16 protein-coding genes are annotated in these 16,023 nt (G+C 55.5%); 13 read left to right on the top strand and 3 right to left on the bottom strand.

Features of this window, described 5'->3' with window-relative positions:
* Window positions 1–45: 45 nt before the first annotated feature.
* Together secD and secF are read left to right on the top strand one after the other, a co-directional pair.
* Window positions 46–1,920: a protein translocase subunit SecD gene (gene secD, locus B3K78_RS12835; RefSeq protein ID WP_204995804.1), complete on the top strand. Its 1,875-nt coding sequence runs from the start codon at window positions 46–48 to the stop codon at window positions 1,918–1,920.
* A gap of 10 nt (window positions 1,921–1,930) precedes the next feature.
* Window positions 1,931–2,854 (top strand): protein translocase subunit SecF, encoded by a 924-nt coding sequence (gene secF, locus B3K78_RS12830; RefSeq protein WP_286695754.1) that lies wholly within the window; start codon window positions 1,931–1,933, stop codon window positions 2,852–2,854.
* A gap of 77 nt (window positions 2,855–2,931) precedes the next feature.
* Here secF and suhB read toward each other — a convergent pair whose 3' ends face one another.
* A complete protein-coding gene (suhB, locus tag B3K78_RS12825) occupies window positions 2,932–3,735 on the bottom strand; it encodes an inositol-1-monophosphatase (RefSeq protein ID WP_204995802.1) in 804 nt (267 codons plus the stop codon).
* 188 nt (window positions 3,736–3,923) lie between these two features.
* Here suhB and pyrG point away from each other — a divergent pair, with 188 nt between their 5' ends.
* The 11 genes from pyrG (at window position 3,924) to rpoS (ending at window position 14,006) form a co-directional block, all read left to right on the top strand.
* On the top strand, window positions 3,924–5,549 hold the full coding sequence (gene pyrG / locus B3K78_RS12820) for a CTP synthase (protein ID WP_204995801.1): 1,626 nt from the start codon (window positions 3,924–3,926) through the stop codon (window positions 5,547–5,549).
* A 72-nt stretch (window positions 5,550–5,621) separates the two neighbouring features.
* Complete coding sequence (gene kdsA / locus B3K78_RS12815; protein WP_204995800.1) at window positions 5,622–6,473, top strand: 3-deoxy-8-phosphooctulonate synthase; 852 nt, start codon at window positions 5,622–5,624, stop codon at window positions 6,471–6,473.
* A 71-nt stretch (window positions 6,474–6,544) separates the two neighbouring features.
* On the top strand, window positions 6,545–7,828 hold the full coding sequence (gene eno / locus B3K78_RS12810) for a phosphopyruvate hydratase (protein ID WP_204995799.1): 1,284 nt from the start codon (window positions 6,545–6,547) through the stop codon (window positions 7,826–7,828).
* A 62-nt stretch (window positions 7,829–7,890) separates the two neighbouring features.
* Window positions 7,891–8,175, top strand: coding sequence for a cell division protein FtsB (gene ftsB / locus B3K78_RS12805; protein WP_286695753.1), 285 nt, complete (start codon window positions 7,891–7,893; stop codon window positions 8,173–8,175).
* Complete coding sequence (gene ispD, locus B3K78_RS12800) at window positions 8,172–8,882, top strand: 2-C-methyl-D-erythritol 4-phosphate cytidylyltransferase (protein ID WP_286695752.1); 711 nt, start codon at window positions 8,172–8,174, stop codon at window positions 8,880–8,882. The genes ftsB and ispD overlap by 4 nt, the downstream gene beginning before the upstream one ends.
* Window positions 8,882–9,376, top strand: a complete 495-nt coding sequence (ispF, locus tag B3K78_RS12795; RefSeq protein ID WP_286695751.1) for a 2-C-methyl-D-erythritol 2,4-cyclodiphosphate synthase — start codon at window positions 8,882–8,884, stop codon at window positions 9,374–9,376. The genes ispD and ispF overlap by 1 nt, the downstream gene beginning before the upstream one ends.
* Window positions 9,366–10,388, top strand: coding sequence for a tRNA pseudouridine(13) synthase TruD (truD, locus tag B3K78_RS12790; RefSeq protein WP_286695750.1), 1,023 nt, complete (start codon window positions 9,366–9,368; stop codon window positions 10,386–10,388). Before ispF ends, truD begins: the two co-directional genes overlap by 11 nt.
* A gap of 56 nt (window positions 10,389–10,444) precedes the next feature.
* A complete protein-coding gene (locus B3K78_RS12785) occupies window positions 10,445–11,083 on the top strand; it encodes a protein-L-isoaspartate(D-aspartate) O-methyltransferase (RefSeq protein ID WP_204996048.1) in 639 nt (212 codons plus the stop codon).
* Between the two features lie 31 nt (window positions 11,084–11,114).
* Window positions 11,115–12,020: a DUF368 domain-containing protein gene (locus B3K78_RS12780; protein WP_286695748.1), complete on the top strand. Its 906-nt coding sequence runs from the start codon at window positions 11,115–11,117 to the stop codon at window positions 12,018–12,020.
* 172 nt (window positions 12,021–12,192) lie between these two features.
* The gene (locus tag B3K78_RS12775) at window positions 12,193–12,963 is read left to right on the top strand and encodes a peptidoglycan DD-metalloendopeptidase family protein (protein WP_286695747.1); all 771 of its coding nucleotides are present in this window, start codon (window positions 12,193–12,195) and stop codon (window positions 12,961–12,963) included.
* Between the two features lie 65 nt (window positions 12,964–13,028).
* On the top strand, window positions 13,029–14,006 hold the full coding sequence (rpoS, locus tag B3K78_RS12770) for an RNA polymerase sigma factor RpoS (protein ID WP_204995794.1): 978 nt from the start codon (window positions 13,029–13,031) through the stop codon (window positions 14,004–14,006).
* A gap of 5 nt (window positions 14,007–14,011) precedes the next feature.
* Here rpoS and B3K78_RS12765 read toward each other — a convergent pair whose 3' ends face one another.
* Both B3K78_RS12765 and B3K78_RS12760 read right to left on the bottom strand, forming a co-directional pair.
* Window positions 14,012–14,665, bottom strand: coding sequence for an NAD(P)H-binding protein (locus tag B3K78_RS12765; protein WP_286695746.1), 654 nt, complete (start codon window positions 14,663–14,665; stop codon window positions 14,012–14,014).
* A gap of 93 nt (window positions 14,666–14,758) precedes the next feature.
* Window positions 14,759–15,739 (bottom strand): malate dehydrogenase, encoded by a 981-nt coding sequence (locus B3K78_RS12760; protein ID WP_204995792.1) that lies wholly within the window; start codon window positions 15,737–15,739, stop codon window positions 14,759–14,761.
* Window positions 15,740–16,023 lie beyond the last annotated feature (284 nt).

The following is a 16,023-nucleotide window of genomic DNA, read 5'->3' as shown; positions in this document are numbered from 1 at the left end:
TATAAAAATGGATACCGCCGTTGCGGTGGTTTTTGGTGGATAACAATGCTCAATAAATACCCCCTGTGGAAGAACCTGCTTATCGTGGCGGTTCTGGGGATTGGTTTGCTGTATGCCTCGCCGAATTTGTACCGGCCAGACCCTGCGGTACAGATCTCTGGTGAAAGCAGCGGTACGCAAATTTCTGCCCGGGAAATCGATAAAATCACGGCGGCGTTGACGGCGGCCGATATCGACCATTTCGGTGCTGAAGCGGACACCACTGGCAAAAGTGGTTTGGTGCGGCTCCGCCATGCTGACGACCAGCTCCACGCGCAGAAATTAATTCAGCGCGCTTTGGGTGATGGCTATGTGGTCGCCCTCAATATGGCCTCAAACACCCCTGACTGGCTGAGCGGACTCGGGGCCGGCGCAATGAAGCTGGGGCTTGACCTCAGTGGTGGTGTGCACTTTTTGCTTGAAGTCGACACCGACGCCGCCATTGCTACCCGCCTGGAGCATTACAGTACTGGCATTAAAAAGAAGCTGCGTGAAGAGCGTATTCGCGGCTTTGTGCGTTTGGGTGAGCAGGGCATTATTCGCGGTAAATTCAGCAGTGAAGAAAATCGCGACAAAGCCTTAAGTGTGATTCGCAAGGAATATACCGAGCTTACCGCCCAGCGCGTTTCAGCCCCGGAAGGGGAGGAGGCGTTTTATCTCGAGGCGCTGCTTTCTGAAACCAAACGCAAAGAGATTGAAGACTACGCCGTGGGTCAAAACCTGACCACTCTGCGCAACCGCGTCAATGAATTGGGTGTATCAGAGCCCTTGGTTCAGCGCCAGGGGCGCAACCGCATTGTTGTGGAATTACCCGGTATTCAGGATACCGCAGAGGCCAAGCGAATTTTGGGTAAAACGGCGAACCTGGAGTTCCGGCTTGAGGCGCGCTACGACGCCGAGCCCTCTGATCGGGAACAATTTAATTTCCGCAACCCCGGTCGCGGTGAGCCCAACGCCTGGTTGGAGCGCGAAGTGGTGATCACTGGTGAGCGTGTTGCCAACGCCCAAGCCAGCTTCGATGAAAACGGCATGCCTCAGGTAAGCATTACCCTGGACAGCGAGGGCGGCGCATTGATGCACCGTGTTACCCGCCACAATATCAACCGCCGTTTGGGTGTGCTGTTTATTGAGCGCAAGAGCCGCACGCGTTATGAAACCAATGCCGCTGGGGAAGAGCAGGTTGTTCGTGTTCCCTACGACGAGAAAAAAATCATTTCTCTGGCTACCATTCGCGATGCGCTGGGCGTCCAGTTCCGTATTACTGGCCTAGATGCGCCAGGTGAGGCCACTGAATTGGCACTGTTGCTCCGCGCCGGCGCCCTGGCTGCACCGATCGATTTTGTTGAAGAGCGAACGGTAGGCCCATCACTCGGGGCAGAGAATATCTCCAAAGGCCTGTTGTCGGTGCAGATCGGTCTCGCTGCGGTAGCGCTATTCATGCTGGTTTACTACCGCGTGTTCGGCATTATCGCCGTGGTGGCGCTGGCCTTTAATATCGTGTTGCTTGTTGGCGCCATGTCGCTGCTGGGCGCAACGCTAACCCTGCCGGGTATTGCGGGTATCGTCCTCACCGTGGGTATGGCGGTGGATGCCAATGTGTTGATCTTCTCGCGAATACGGGAGGAAATCGCCGAAGGGGCGTCGCCGCAGCACGCCATTAATGCGGGCTATGGCCGAGCCTTTGTCACAATCATGGACGCCAATATTACCACCCTGCTGGTGGCGGTGATCCTCTATGCGGTGGGCACTGGTCCGGTACGCGGCTTTGCCGTAACCCTGTCACTGGGCATTGTGACGTCGATGTTCACGGCGATCATGGGAACGCGTGCAATTGTGAATCTGATCTACGGCCGCCGCCGTGTCAGCAAACTGGCAATATAAGGAAGGGCCCATGTCAGAGGAAAAGAAATTTATCCGTTTTATGAGTGCCCGCAAAGTGGCGGCGGCATTCTCGTTGGCGGCCGTGCTTGCCTCCATATTGTTGATTGCTGTGAAGGGGCTGAACTTCGGTTTGGACTTCACCGGCGGCACATTGATCGAAGTGATCTATGAAGAATCGGTGCCCCTGCAAGAGGTGCGCAATACGCTGGAGGCCAATGGCTTTGAGAGTGCCATCGTTGTCAATTTTGGCTCAGATACCGATGTGCTTGTACGACTGCCCCAGGGCTTGAGCCCCACGCTGGGCGAGCAAGTGTTGTCGGCGCTGCGCGCGGACAGCCCCTACGATGTGGAGCTGCGTCGCATCGAGTTTGTTGGCCCACAGGTCGGTGAGGAGCTGCGTGAACAAGGTGGTCTGGCAGTATTGCTGGCGCTGATTGTGGTGCTGATTTACGTGGCAATGCGCTTCCAGATGAAGTTTGCCTTTGGCGCCGTATTGGCGTTGGCGCACGATGTGGTCATCACCTTGGGGGTGTTTTCGCTGGTCGGTTGGGATTTCGACTTAACGGTCTTGGCGGCTGTGCTGGCGGTTATTGGTTATTCCTTGAATGACTCCATTGTTGTTGCCGACCGGATTCGCGAAAACCTGCGCGGTATGCGCGGATACTCCCCGGTGGATATCGTCAATATCTCGCTTACCGATACGCTTGGCCGTACGTTGGTGACCTCGGGTACCACCTTAATGGTGCTGGTGGCTCTGGCGCTGGTGGGTGGTGAAATGATCCATAGCTTTGCACTGGCATTGCTGGTCGGTGTGGGTGTGGGTACCTATTCGTCGGTATTTATTGTTGCGAGCTTGTTGGTGGCAATGAAGATCAGTCCAGAGGATTTGATGGTGCCGGAGAAAGAGGGCGCCGAGCTGGACGAATTGCCGTAGCAAAATTGCGGTTTTTACGGCAAATAAAAAGGGCGCATGTAGCGCCCTTTTTGGTTTTTACAAATGGCTAGTAGCGACTAGCGAATGTGCTCAAGCGGCGGCTTTACTGCCTGCAGCAAGCCTTTTAAGCACTTCGGATTGGCGGCCACGATGTTGCCGCTCTCCAGATAGTTGCCACCGCCTTGGAAGTCGCTAATCAGACCACCGGCCTCGCGAACCAATAGCACGCCAGCAGCAATATCCCACTTGCTCAGGCCGATTTCCCAGAAGCCATCCAGGCGACCCGCCGCAACATAGGCCAGGTCGAGAGCAGCTGAACCCGCGCGGCGGATTCCCGCGGTTTCGCGCGCGACGGCTTCCAGGCTCTTCATGTAAGCAGCGATATGCTGTTCACTGCGCGACTTAAACGGAATACCGGTACCGATCAGGGTGCCTTCCAGGCTGGCGGCCATTGTCACGCGGACTCGACGACCATTTAGCTGGGCGCCGCGGCCACGGCTGGCGGTAAATTCTTCGCGACGGATCGGGTCCAATACAACGGCGTGCTCAATCTGACCTTGATGAAGGCAGGCGATTGAGATGCAGTAGTGCGGGATGCCACGCACGAAATTAGTGGTGCCATCGATGGGGTCGATAATCCACAAATAATCGCTGTCGGGGTTGCCGGTTTCGCCGCTTTCTTCACCGAGGAAGCGGTGTTCGGGGTAGGCTTTTTGGAGGTGGTAGATGATTTCCTGTTCGGCCTTGCGGTCGATTTCGGTGACAAAATCATTCTCGCCCTTTGATTCAATTTTCAGGCGGTCAATCTGCTCGGCGGCGCGGGCGACCAGATCACCGGCCTTGCGCGCGGCGCGCAGGGCGATATTCAACATGGGTTGCATAGAACTAAGACCTTGAATGTGCAAGCAATTAGCCGGGCAGTATAACAGAGCATACGCCTGGCTCAGAGGCCTAATTTCATTGTCTAGGTCGATCCATGCTGTTAAACTGAGCGCCCATCATACAGGGGCCTTTAAAGCATCGCTTTTTTGAGTCCTGCACCCTTACCAGCTCGATATATAGGCATCACATGGCGCGTTTCATCTTCGTCACTGGCGGCGTTGTTTCTTCTCTTGGCAAAGGTATTGCCTCTGCATCGCTCGGGGCGATTCTCGAAGCGCGTGGGCTGAAAGTAACCCTGCTGAAATTGGACCCCTACATCAACGTGGATCCAGGCACCATGAGCCCGTTTCAACACGGCGAGGTGTTCGTAACTGAAGATGGCGCAGAGACCGACCTGGATCTTGGCCACTACGAGCGTTTTGTTCGTGCAAAAATGAACAAGCGTAATAATTTCACCACCGGCCGCGTTTACGAAACCGTATTGCGCAAGGAGCGCCGCGGCGACTACCTGGGTGGCACGGTGCAGGTGATCCCCCATGTTACCGACGAGATCAAGCGCCGCGTCATTGCGGGTGCTGGTGATGCAGATGTCGCCATTGTCGAAATAGGCGGCACCGTTGGTGATATTGAAGGCCTGCCGTTCTTCGAAGCGGCTCGTCAGCTGAAAATAGAGCTCGGCGCCAAGCGCGCGATGCTGATGCACCTGACGCTGGTGCCTTATATTGCGACAGCCGGTGAGACCAAAACCAAGCCAACTCAACACTCGGTGAAGGAATTGCGCTCTATTGGTCTGCAGCCAGACGTATTGCTTTGCCGCTCAGATCACGAAATCGACCTCAGCAGCCGTCACAAGATTGCCCTGTTTACCAATGTGGAGTCGCGCGCGGTTATTCCTTTGCGCGATGTGGATTCCATCTACCGTATTCCCTCGCTGCTGTCTGCGGAAGGCCTGGACGACTTAGTGGTTGAGCGCTTTGGCCTCGATTGTCCTCAGGCCGACCTGTCGGAGTGGGATAGCGTTATCGACGGTGACTTGCATCAGGATCAGAGCCTGACCATTGCGATGGTGGGCAAGTATATGGAGCTGCTCGACGCGTATAAGTCGCTGAACGAGGCTCTGAAGCACGCCGGTATTCACACGCGCACCAAGGTCAATGTGCGCTATATCGACTCCGAAACCATCGAGACCGAAGGTGTTGATGCGCTGAAGGATGTCGACGGTATTCTTGTACCGGGTGGATTTGGTAATCGCGGCGTCGAAGGTAAAATTCGCACTGTTCAGTACGCCCGCGAAAATAACATTCCCTACTTGGGCATCTGCCTGGGTATGCAAGTTGCCGTTATTGAATTCGCGCGCAATGTCCTGGGTATCAGCGATGCCAACAGTAGTGAATTCGTTGAAGATGGCGCCAATCCGGTTGTTGGTCTGATCACCGAATGGGTGACCTCTGAAGGTGAAACGGAGCAGCGCGACGCTGAATCCGACCTGGGGGGAACCATGCGCTTGGGTGCTCAGATGTGCCACCTCAGCGACGGCTCGTTGGCGAAGGAGATATACGGCGCCGCGCAAATTACCGAGCGTCATCGCCACCGCTATGAGGTGAATAATAATTACGTTCAGGCTCTGCAGGATAATGGCCTGCGCATTGGTGGCTGGTCGGCCGATAAGAGCTTGGTCGAAGTGGTTGAAGTGGCGGACCACCCCTGGTTTGTCGCCTGCCAGTTCCACCCGGAATTTACCTCGACACCGCGCGACGGTCACCCGTTGTTCACCGGTTTCGTGCGTGCTGCCCTGAAGCACCAGCAGGCGTAATGATCGCGCCCGCGCCCCTAACTAAAAACATGGTGGTGCGGGATGCGCGCCGCCTTGCAAGCGGAGTTCCCTATGCAGGATAAACATCTCAACGTTGCTGGCTTGGATGTGGGCAATGATCTGCCCTTCGTGCTTTTCGGTGGTATGAATGTACTGGAGTCGCGAGACTTGGCCATGCGCGTGGCGGAGGCCTACGTGGAGGTGTGCGCCGAGCTGGGTATTCCTTATGTTTTCAAGGCGTCTTTCGATAAAGCCAATCGATCTTCCATTCATTCTTACCGCGGCCCCGGTATGGATGAAGGTTTAAAAATCTTTGAAGAGATCAAGCGCAGCTTTAATGTGCCGGTGATCACCGACATTCACGAAATTCACCAGGCAGCGCCGGTGGCTAAGGTTTGCGATGTTATTCAGCTGCCAGCCTTTCTCGCCCGGCAAACGGATTTGGTTGCGGCGATGGCGGCAACCGATGCGGTGATTAATATCAAAAAGCCGCAGTTCCTGAGCCCCGCGCAAATGAAGAATATCGTCGAGAAATTTGCGGAGTGTGGCAACGAAAAAGTCATGCTGTGCGAGCGCGGCAGTAATTTTGGCTATGACAATCTGGTTGTCGATATGCTGGGTTTTCGCACCATGCGTGAAGTCAGTGGCGGCGCGCCGTTAATTTTTGACGTTACCCACGCCCTGCAGTGTCGCGACCCGATGGGCGCGGCCTCCGGTGGCCGCCGTCACCAGGTTGCGGAGCTGGGTCGGGCGGGGATGAGCCAGGGGCTGGCTGGGCTGTTTCTGGAGGCGCACCCGAATCCGGATCAAGCGTTATGCGACGGCCCCAGCGCGCTGCCGCTGTCTGCACTGAAACCGTTTTTACAGCAAATGAAAGCTGTCGATGATCTTGTGAAGTCATTGCCGGCGCTGGACATTCGCTAAACCCTATTCATTTTTTAAAACAATAACGACGCTCGGCGTCGCGATACGACTTATAGGAAGGAGATCACCCCATGGCAGAAATCGTCGACATTAAGGCATACGAGGTACTGGATTCTCGCGGTAACCCCACCGTGGAGGCAGACGTTGTGTTGGCCTCTGGGGCGGTAGGTAGTGCCTGTGCTCCCTCTGGTGCATCGACGGGATCACGTGAAGCCCTCGAACTGCGTGACGGCGATAAGTCGCGCTACCTGGGTAAGGGCGTGACCAAAGCCGTCGCCAATATCAATACCGATATTCGCGATCTATTGATGGGGATGGATGCCGAAGATCAGCGTGCGATCGACAAAGCGATGATCGACGCCGACGGTACCGAGAACAAAGCGAAGTTTGGCGCCAACGCGATTTTGGCAGTCTCTCTGGCGGCTGCAAAGGCGGTTGCGGCAGAGAAAGGTATTCCGCTTTACCAACGCATTGCACAAATTAACGGTACGGAAGGCCAGTACACCATGCCGGTGCCGATGATGAACATTTTGAATGGCGGCGAGCACGCGGATAACAACGTCGATATTCAGGAATTCATGATTCAGCCCGTTGCGGCGCCGACGTTTGCGGAAGCGCTGCGCATTGGCGCTGAAATCTTCCATGCATTGAAAAAGGTGCTTGCCGGCCGTGGTCTTAGCACCGCTGTGGGTGATGAAGGCGGTTTTGCTCCCAACTTGCCCTCGAACGAAGCGGCTCTGGAAGTGATTGCAGAGGCGGTTTCTAACGCCGGTTACACCCTTGGCGAAGACGTGACTCTGGCGCTGGATTGCGCGGCCTCTGAATTTTACAAAGACGGTAAGTACAAGCTCAGCGGCGAAGGTAAAGAGTTTGATGCCGCCGGCTTTGCCGCCTATCTGGACGGCTTGTCTCAGCGCTACCCCATTATTTCTATCGAAGACGGTATGGATGAGAGCGATTGGGACGGCTGGGCTGCATTGACTGAGCTGACCGGTGAGCGTGTGCAACTGGTGGGTGACGACCTGTTTGTGACCAATACCAGCATCTTGAAGCGCGGTATCGATAACAACATCGCCAACTCAATTTTGATTAAATTCAATCAAATCGGCTCGCTGAGCGAGACACTGGATGCAATCAAAATGGCAAAAGATGCCGGTTACACGGCTGTGATTTCTCACCGCAGCGGTGAGACAGAAGACACCACGATTGCCGATTTGGCGGTTGCAACCTCTGCTGGCCAGATCAAAACCGGATCACTGTGTCGCTCTGACCGCGTTGCTAAGTACAACCGCTTGCTTCGTATTGAAGCAGAACTCGGCGCAGCCTATCGCGGTCGCGATGAGTTCCGCGCCTGATCGCACTGTGTACGTGTGCTCAGAGGCAAACGTGGTCTCTGAGCACCGACAAAGGATAAGCAATGACCCGCCGCCGATTGCTGCTACTGCTACTGGTATTACTGCTTGCGCTGCAATTGCGCCTGTGGAATGGCAGCGGCAGTTGGGAGCAGATCGTTAGTCTGCGGCGGGAAATTGGCGAACAACAGCAACACAATACCGCGCTTCGGCAGCGCAATGATCGGCTGCTGGGTGAGGTGCATAGCCTCAAGAATAACCTCGATAGCATCGAGGAGAGAGCCCGGAATGATATGGGGTTGATTCGCGAGGACGAAACGTTTTATCTCATCATAGAAGACTCACCGTGACACAGCGTTTGTGGGCCATTATTCCAGCGGCCGGCCGAGGCAGCCGTTTTGCCAGTGAGCGTCCCAAGCAGTACATGCCTCTCGCTGGTCGCACTGTTATCGAACACAGTGCATCAGCCCTGCTGGCTGAACCTCAAATCTCAGCCGTGTTGTTTGCTCTTCACCCCAGTGATGAGCAGTTTTCCTCTCTACCCTTAAGCCATCACCCCCGGGTTCGGGCCGTCGTTGGCGGCAGTGAACGAGCAGACTCTGTGGAGATGGCACTGCTGACGCTGCGCGGTGAGGCCAGTGATGCGGATTGGGTGTTGGTGCACGATGCGGCGCGGCCCTGCCTGACGTCGGCCGATTTGTCGGCGCTGATTCAGGCTACGCTTTCTCAGCAGCGCGGTGGACTGTTGGCGGCGCCGATTGTCGATACCGTAAAACGAGCGGGCCAAGCCAATGAGGTTGAAGAAACCCTGGACCGCAGCGTTTTGTGGCGCGCGCTAACGCCGCAGGTATTTCGCTATGGAGAGCTGGTGTCCTCGCTGCGCTACTGCCGAGAGCACCGCTTGACGGTAACCGACGAAGCGTCTGCGATTGAACACTGTGGCGGCAGCGTACAGCTGGTGGCAGGCAGTGCCGCGAATATCAAAGTGACCTATCCCGAGGATTTAGCATTGGCGGAATTCTATTTGCAGGCGCAGTCGCGCGAAGGAGTGCGGTGATGAGTGGTGTGCGTATTGGTCACGGCTACGATGTTCATCGCTTTGGCAGTGGGGATCACATTGTTTTGTGCGGTATTCGGCTCGATCACCACCATGGGCTGGAGGCGCATTCCGACGGTGATGTTGCCATTCACGCGCTCTGCGATGCATTGCTCGGTGCCTTGGCACTGGGCGATATTGGTCAGCATTTTCCCGACACCGATGCGGCATACAAGGGCGCCGATAGTGCTGAGCTGTTAACGCATTGCTACGCGCTGATAAAGCAGAAAGGCTATGCACTGGGAAATGCCGATATTACCATCGCCGCTCAGGCGCCAAAGCTCGCCCAGCATATCCCTATGATGCGTCAGCGCCTTGCGAGCGTCCTGAATGTGGCGCTGGCTGATATTAGCGTGAAGGCAACCACGACTGAAAAACTTGGCTTCGTGGGCCGGGAAGAGGGCATTGCCGTTGACGCTGTTGTATTGCTTGAGCGCGATGCCAATGCTGCCTGACTGGCCCACCTATCTCGGCGCTCCTCAGGCGCGCGGACGCCTGCGCAGCGTGCCCGAGGATTTTGAAGTCGAAGAACAGTTTGATGTTGAATTTAGCCTCGATGGTGAATTCGATTGGCTGTGGGTGGAGAAGCGTGGCAATAACACCGAGTATGTTGCCCGCCGTATCGCTGACCTAGCCGGTGTTTCCCTCAAAGCCGTTACCTATAGTGGATTGAAGGACCGACATGCCTTAACTCGGCAATGGTTCTGCGTTCATCTGCCTGGTAAGCAGGGGCGAGACTGGGACGATATTGCTGAGCTATCGGGCGACAGTTTTTGGAAGGTACAGCGCTGGGGGCGGCACCGGCAGAAACTGCGCCCTGGCAGTCACCGTGCCAATCGCTTTGTGATTCGTCTGCGCGAGGTGGTTGGCGACCGCGATGACATCGATCGCCGTCTGAAGATGCTGTGCGCCGGCTACCCCAACTATTTCGGTGAGCAGCGCTTTGGCCACGAGGGTGCGAATATCGAGCAGTGCCGCGCTTGGTTTGAGGGAGAGAGTAAACCTCAGCGATTTCAGCGAAGTATTTACCTGTCCTCGGCGCGCTCTTACCTGTTTAATGAGGTTTTGGCATTACGATTGCAGGCAGGAACGTGGCTATCGCCCTTAGAGGGTGAGCTATATAGCTTGCGCGACAGCGGCAGTGTTTTTGCGGCTGAGCCGGATGAGGATATCGAAAAACGCATCGCCGAGGGGGATATTCACCCCAGTGGCCCCTTGTTTGGCAAGGTGGCGCGCCACAGTGTTACCGCTGAGGTGGACGCCATGGAACAATCGGTGTTCGCCGCCCATAAAACGCTGTGCGACGGTTTACTGCGCCACGGCATGAAAATGGAGCGGCGCAGTCTGCGGGTTGTTCCAAAGGAATTATGCTGGCAGTGGTTAAGTGATGATCAGCTGCAGTTGCAGTTTTCACTGCCCAGTGGCTGTTTCGCTACAGCGCTTGTGAGAGAATTTATTAACGCCTGAAGGCCATAAAACAGAGAAGAGCAAAGGTGAGCAGTATTAACTTGCAAGGTATTGGGATGACGTCCCAGCGTACCCGGGATCGACTGATTGAGCGTTTGCGAGCGCAGGGTATTAGCAATCAAAAAGTCCTGGATACCATTCGCGCCACGCCGCGGCATATTTTCCTGGATGAAGCGCTGGCTCACCGCGCCTATGAGGACAGTTCGCTGCCGATAGGCTTCCAGCAAACCCTGTCTCAGCCCTATATTGTCGCCCGTATGACAGAGCTGTTGTTGGCCAATGGCCCGCGTGAGCGCGTGCTGGAAGTGGGCACAGGATCGGGCTATCAAACAGCCATCCTGGCGCAACACGTCGGGCGCGTGTTCAGTGTTGAGCGTATCCGTCCCTTGCAGGAGAAAGCGCGCAAGCGCCTTCGCCATTTGGGCCTGCACAATGTGCATTTGCGCCATGCTGACGGCGGTATGGGCTGGCCTGAGCGTGGGCCCTTCGATGCGATACTCTCGGCGGCGGCGCCAGAGGTGGTGCCAGCTGAGTTATTAGAACAACTTGCGGTGGGCGGCAGGCTGGTTATACCCGTCGGTGAACAGGGCAAACCGCAGAGTCTATATGTTTACGACCGCCACGAAGACGGCATTGAAGAGCAGTGCATTGAGCCGGTGTTGTTCGTGCCCCTGGTGGGCGGTGTTGTCGCCTAAACGTGTTGCCAAATTCAATTAAGGAAGATGTATGAAGGGCTTTAGCGCCGGCGTGATGCTGCGCGGGGCGGCAATGGGTGCTGCTGATATTGTACCGGGAGTCTCGGGAGGAACGGTTGCCTTCATCACCGGTATTTACGACCAGCTGATTGAAAGTTTGAAAGCCTGCAACCTGCAGGCACTCAAGTTATTGTTCACGCGTGGTCCGTCGGCGGCATGGCAGTACGTTAACGGCGGTTTTCTGCTGAGTTTATTACTGGGAATTGCCATCAGTGTGTTGTCGCTGGCACGGGCGATATCCTGGGCTCTGGCTACTCACCCGCTGTTGCTGGCAGCCTTCTTTTTCGGGTTGATTCTCGCGTCGGCATTGTTTGTCTACCAGCAGATTCCCGGCCGGGGGCAGCCTGTTGGCTTTGTTGTACTGGGCTTGGTTTTCGCGCTGGTCATCTCCGCGCTGCGCCCGGCTGAGGTGCCGGTGAATATGCTGACCGTTTATGGCGCGGGTGCGGTGGCGATATGCGCGATGATCTTGCCGGGAATTTCAGGCAGTTTTATCCTGCTGTTGCTGGGTATGTACGAGCCCATTATCAATGCCATTAAGTCGATGGACCTTGGCATGATCGCGGTGTTCATGCTGGGTTGCGCCACGGGCCTGATGTTGTTTGTGCGCCTGCTTAGCTACCTGATGCACACTCATCGGCGCTCGTTGCTGGCTACGCTGACGGGGATTCTGCTGGGATCATTGGCGGTGATCTGGCCGTGGAAGCTTTCCTCAGCAGGGCGGTTATTAACCGATGAGCACAGCGTCGATTGGCATAATGTCTGGCCCATGCAGTACGCTGAACAGGCCGACCCTCAGTGGTTGATGTGTGCGCTGCTGATGGCCGTGGGTTTCGCGACTGTCCTTTTGCTCGAACGCGTAGCCAGTAGAAATTGAGACTTTTTTAAGATTATTTTTACATAAGCCGAGGCGTTTAAATCACTGATAATAATCAAAACCCGCTTGATCCTGCTGCGGATAAAAAGAATCTTTTGTTCGCTTTAGGGTCAATGAGTCGTTGCCAATGACAAATTGCCACTGGAAAGCTCGCTATGAAGGTTCCGCGTCAGTGAAGAGGGTAGGATACACGCTGCTTGTGGCTGTGCTGTTGTTGGCGCTTGGCGCATGCAGTGCTCCCCATCGTGCTGCGCCGGTTGTTGACCGATACAACCCCTCAGAAAAACCGCCGCCCTATTATATTGTCAGCCGTGGTGACACCCTTTTCTCAATCGCATGGCGTTACGGCTTCGACGTTAAACGGTTAGCGAACGCTAACAACATTCGAGCGCCGTACACCATCTTCCCCGGCCAGGCGATCATGTTGAAAGAGCGTTATGCTGCGCCGTCCGCGCCGAAAAAAATCGCGGGGAAATCCGTTTCTTCACCCTCAGTAAAAACCCCTACGCCAACCGTAAAGCCTCAAAAAAAGACCATTGCGAAAAAGCCGTCGCCGCCGCGTAGCGCCGCGAAGGAGTCATGGCGCTGGCCGGTAAAGGGGCCGCTTACACGAGGGTTTGTTGCGACCGGGCAGGCCCACAAGGGTATTGATATCAAAGGTAAAATGGGTGAGCCTGTAAGGGCATCGAAGAGTGGTGTTGTCGTTTACGCAGGCAGTGGCTTGGTGGGTTACGGCAACCTACTTATATTGAAACACTCAGAGCGCTACTTAAGTGCCTACGGCCACAATCGGCGCTTGCTGGTAAAAGAGGGAGAGAGCGTTAACGCTGGGCAAATCATCGCTGAACTTGGTGACAGCGGTACGAACTCGGCGAAGTTGCATTTTGAAGTTCGAATTGACGGAAAACCGGTTGATCCCTTGAAGCTGCTTCCGCGGCGTTAGAGTAGGAGGAGCAAGAGGGCGTCACCCAAGTCGAAACAATAACAATCTTGCATAAGGATTCGACGATGCGGGTATATGAATCGAACGGAAAAGCGTCGCGGCCTGTTAAGGGCGTGGCAGATACGGATATAGAAAAACAACAAGAATCCACAACTGAAAAAGGCATCAGTCGCTTAAAACGCAGTAAGCGCCACAGCGCTGAGTTAGATGTTACTCAGCTATACCTCAACGAAATCGGCTATTCGCCGTTACTCACTGCCGATGAAGAAGTCTATTACTCGCGCCTGGCTCGCAAAGGCGATGAGGCCGGTCGCAAGCGCATGATAGAGAGTAACCTGCGCTTGGTGGTGAAAATTGCCCGCCGCTATCTAAATCGAGGCCTTACTTTGCTCGACTTGGTGGAAGAGGGAAATTTGGGGCTTATTCGCGCCGTTGAGAAGTTTGACCCTGAGCGCGGCTTTCGTTTTTCTACCTATGCCACCTGGTGGATTCGCCAAACTATTGAGCGGGCGATTATGAATCAGACCCGCACGATTCGTTTGCCGATACACGTGGTAAAAGAGCTCAACAGTTATTTGCGTGCGGAGCGCGAGCTGAGCCAAAAGCTGGACCACATGCCCTCGCCTGAAGAGATGGCAAGGGAGTTGAATCGCCCTGTTGCCGAGGCCAAGCGCCTGTGTGGGCTAAAAGAGCGTGTGGCGTCGGTGGATGTGCCCCTGGCGCAGGACTCAGATCAAGTGCTGCTGGATACAATCGCTGACCACAACGCGCTAAACCCCAGTCAAATTCTGCAAAATGATGACCTCTCCGACAGCATTGACCACTGGCTCGATGAGCTGAGCGATAAGCAAAGAGAAGTGGTGGTAAGGCGATTTGGGTTGCGCGGCCACGAAGCGGCAACACTGGAAGAGGTCGGGCGTGAGATCGGCTTGACCCGCGAGCGGGTGCGGCAGATTCAGGTCGAAGCCTTAAAAAGCCTACGGGGCATGTTTGAAAGCAATGGCCTTAGCGCGAGTGCGCTGTTTGCCGACGAGCCCGACTGAGAGGGCTACTCTGACTTTGGAAAACACTCCCCAAGGCGGTAGCGCTTGAGGCCTTGAGTGTATTCCAGGCTGCGCTCCAGCATCGCTTGTGCCAGTTGTGTGCCTGAAATCGGCCGGTAGTTTTTTAAGCCCGGAAGGTGGCAGGCGGCTTCCATAAGCGGGGCGGAGAGTGATTCTGCCCAGCGGCGTTGGTCGCGAGCACCTGTTAGCAGCGACGGTTGAAATATGCTGGTGCTTGCGAAGTTAAGCGCAATGACCGCGTCCTCTAATTCGCCCTTCATTTGCATGTAGGCGCTAAGACTATCCGAATTCGCGCCCATGGCCGACACAAGCAAATAGTGTGGCACGCCCTGTTGGGCGGCTATTTGAGCGGCGCGAAGCTGATAATCCACGTCGACGCGACGCTGAGCGGCCAGTGAGCCCGCCTGCTTGCGCGTTGTTCCCAGGCAGGAAAATAGACAGTCGCCCTGAAATGCCTCTGCGTAATTTTCCAGTTGCTCAAAATCAGCGTGACAATGCGTTAATTTGGGATGGTCGAGGTGGGGAGCCCGGCGACTGATGCAGCGCACGATAGAGAATGCAGGGCTGTGAGCCAAGAGTTCCAGCAATGCACTACCAACCAGGCCTGTGCCACCGAGTACCACTGCGGTTTTATTCATTGATATGTCCCCGTTGATGGCTGGTTCCATTTACGCGCTTACAAAAAAGGCGGCCTGAAGGCCGCCTTTTCCTTTACTGCCTGGCACGATGCCTTAGGGCAGCAAGTGCTTAACGCCGTCGCGCTCTTCAGCCAACTCTTGCTCAGTCGCCTGCATTTTCGCACGGCTGAAATCGTTGACGTCAACGCCTTGAACGATCTCCCAGTCGCCGCCTTTGCAGCGGCAGGGGAAGGAGTAGATCAGGCCTTCTTGAATGCCGTAGCTACCGTCGCTGTATACGCCCATAGATACCCAGTCGTCGCCTTCAGTACCCAGTGCCCAGCTGCGCATGTGGTCGATAGCCGCATTGGCTGCTGACGCTGCAGAAGACGCACCGCGTGCCTTGATGATGGCTGCGCCACGCTGCTGAACCGTTGGGATGAAGTCGTTCTCCAGCCATTCTTGATCAACCAGGTCAGAGGCCGTTTCACCTGCAACTTTTGCGTTGAACAGATCCGGGTACTGAGTGGCAGAGTGGTTGCCCCAGATGGTCATGTTCGTTACGTCGTTAACGGTTTTGCCGGTTTTCTGAGCAATCTGCGTCATCGCGCGGTTGTGGTCCAGGCGAGTCATTGCAGTGAAGTTGCGCGGGTTGATAGAAGGCGCATTGCGCTGAGTAATCAGAGCGTTGGTGTTGGCAGGGTTGCCGACTACCAGTACTTTGATATCTTTGCTGGCATTTTCGTCGATCGCTTTACCCTGAACAGAGAAGATCGCGGCATTTGCTTCCAGCAGATCCTTGCGCTCCATGCCGGGGCCACGTGGGCGAGCGCCAACAAGCAGGGCGTAGTCGCTGTCCTTGAAGCCAACATTGGGGTCGTCAGTGCAGACAACACCGCTCAGCAGTGGGAAGGCACAGTCTTCAAGCTCCATTTTTACGCCTTCCAGCGCGTCCAGAGCAGGAGTGATGTCCAGCAGTTGCAGAATGACGGGCTGATCGTCGCCCAGCATAGCGCCGGAAGCGATACGGAAAAGCAGTGCATAGCCAATCTGGCCTGCTGCACCGGTAACGGTGACACGAACGGGTTGTTTCATGGAGCGTTCCCTTTCTGGTAAGTGATCTGGTCTTAAGCCGGTTGTGAGCGGGTGCGACCGGACGTGGATTACACAATCCGGCATGCACCCGTGCCGGGGTCTGGCCGTGTAAAAATAACACCTCATGCCAGCAGATTTTGGCGCGCTAATAATAGACACCTAAGGCAAAGATTACCAGTCGCAGCGGCGTTTCCAACGCTGGAAGGGGAATTTTTCAAGCCTTTGTGGCTGATATTTAGCCAACTCTATATAATGCGCCGCTCGTCTTCGTTCACCGATACACA

Origin of the sequence: Spongiibacter sp. UBA1325 (assembly GCF_002306875.1) — a bacterium.
Taxonomy (GTDB): Bacteria; Pseudomonadota; Gammaproteobacteria; order Pseudomonadales; family Spongiibacteraceae; genus Spongiibacter; species Spongiibacter marinus.
Note: the sequence above shows the minus strand (reverse complement) of the source record. Positions and strands in the feature narration are given on the sequence as shown.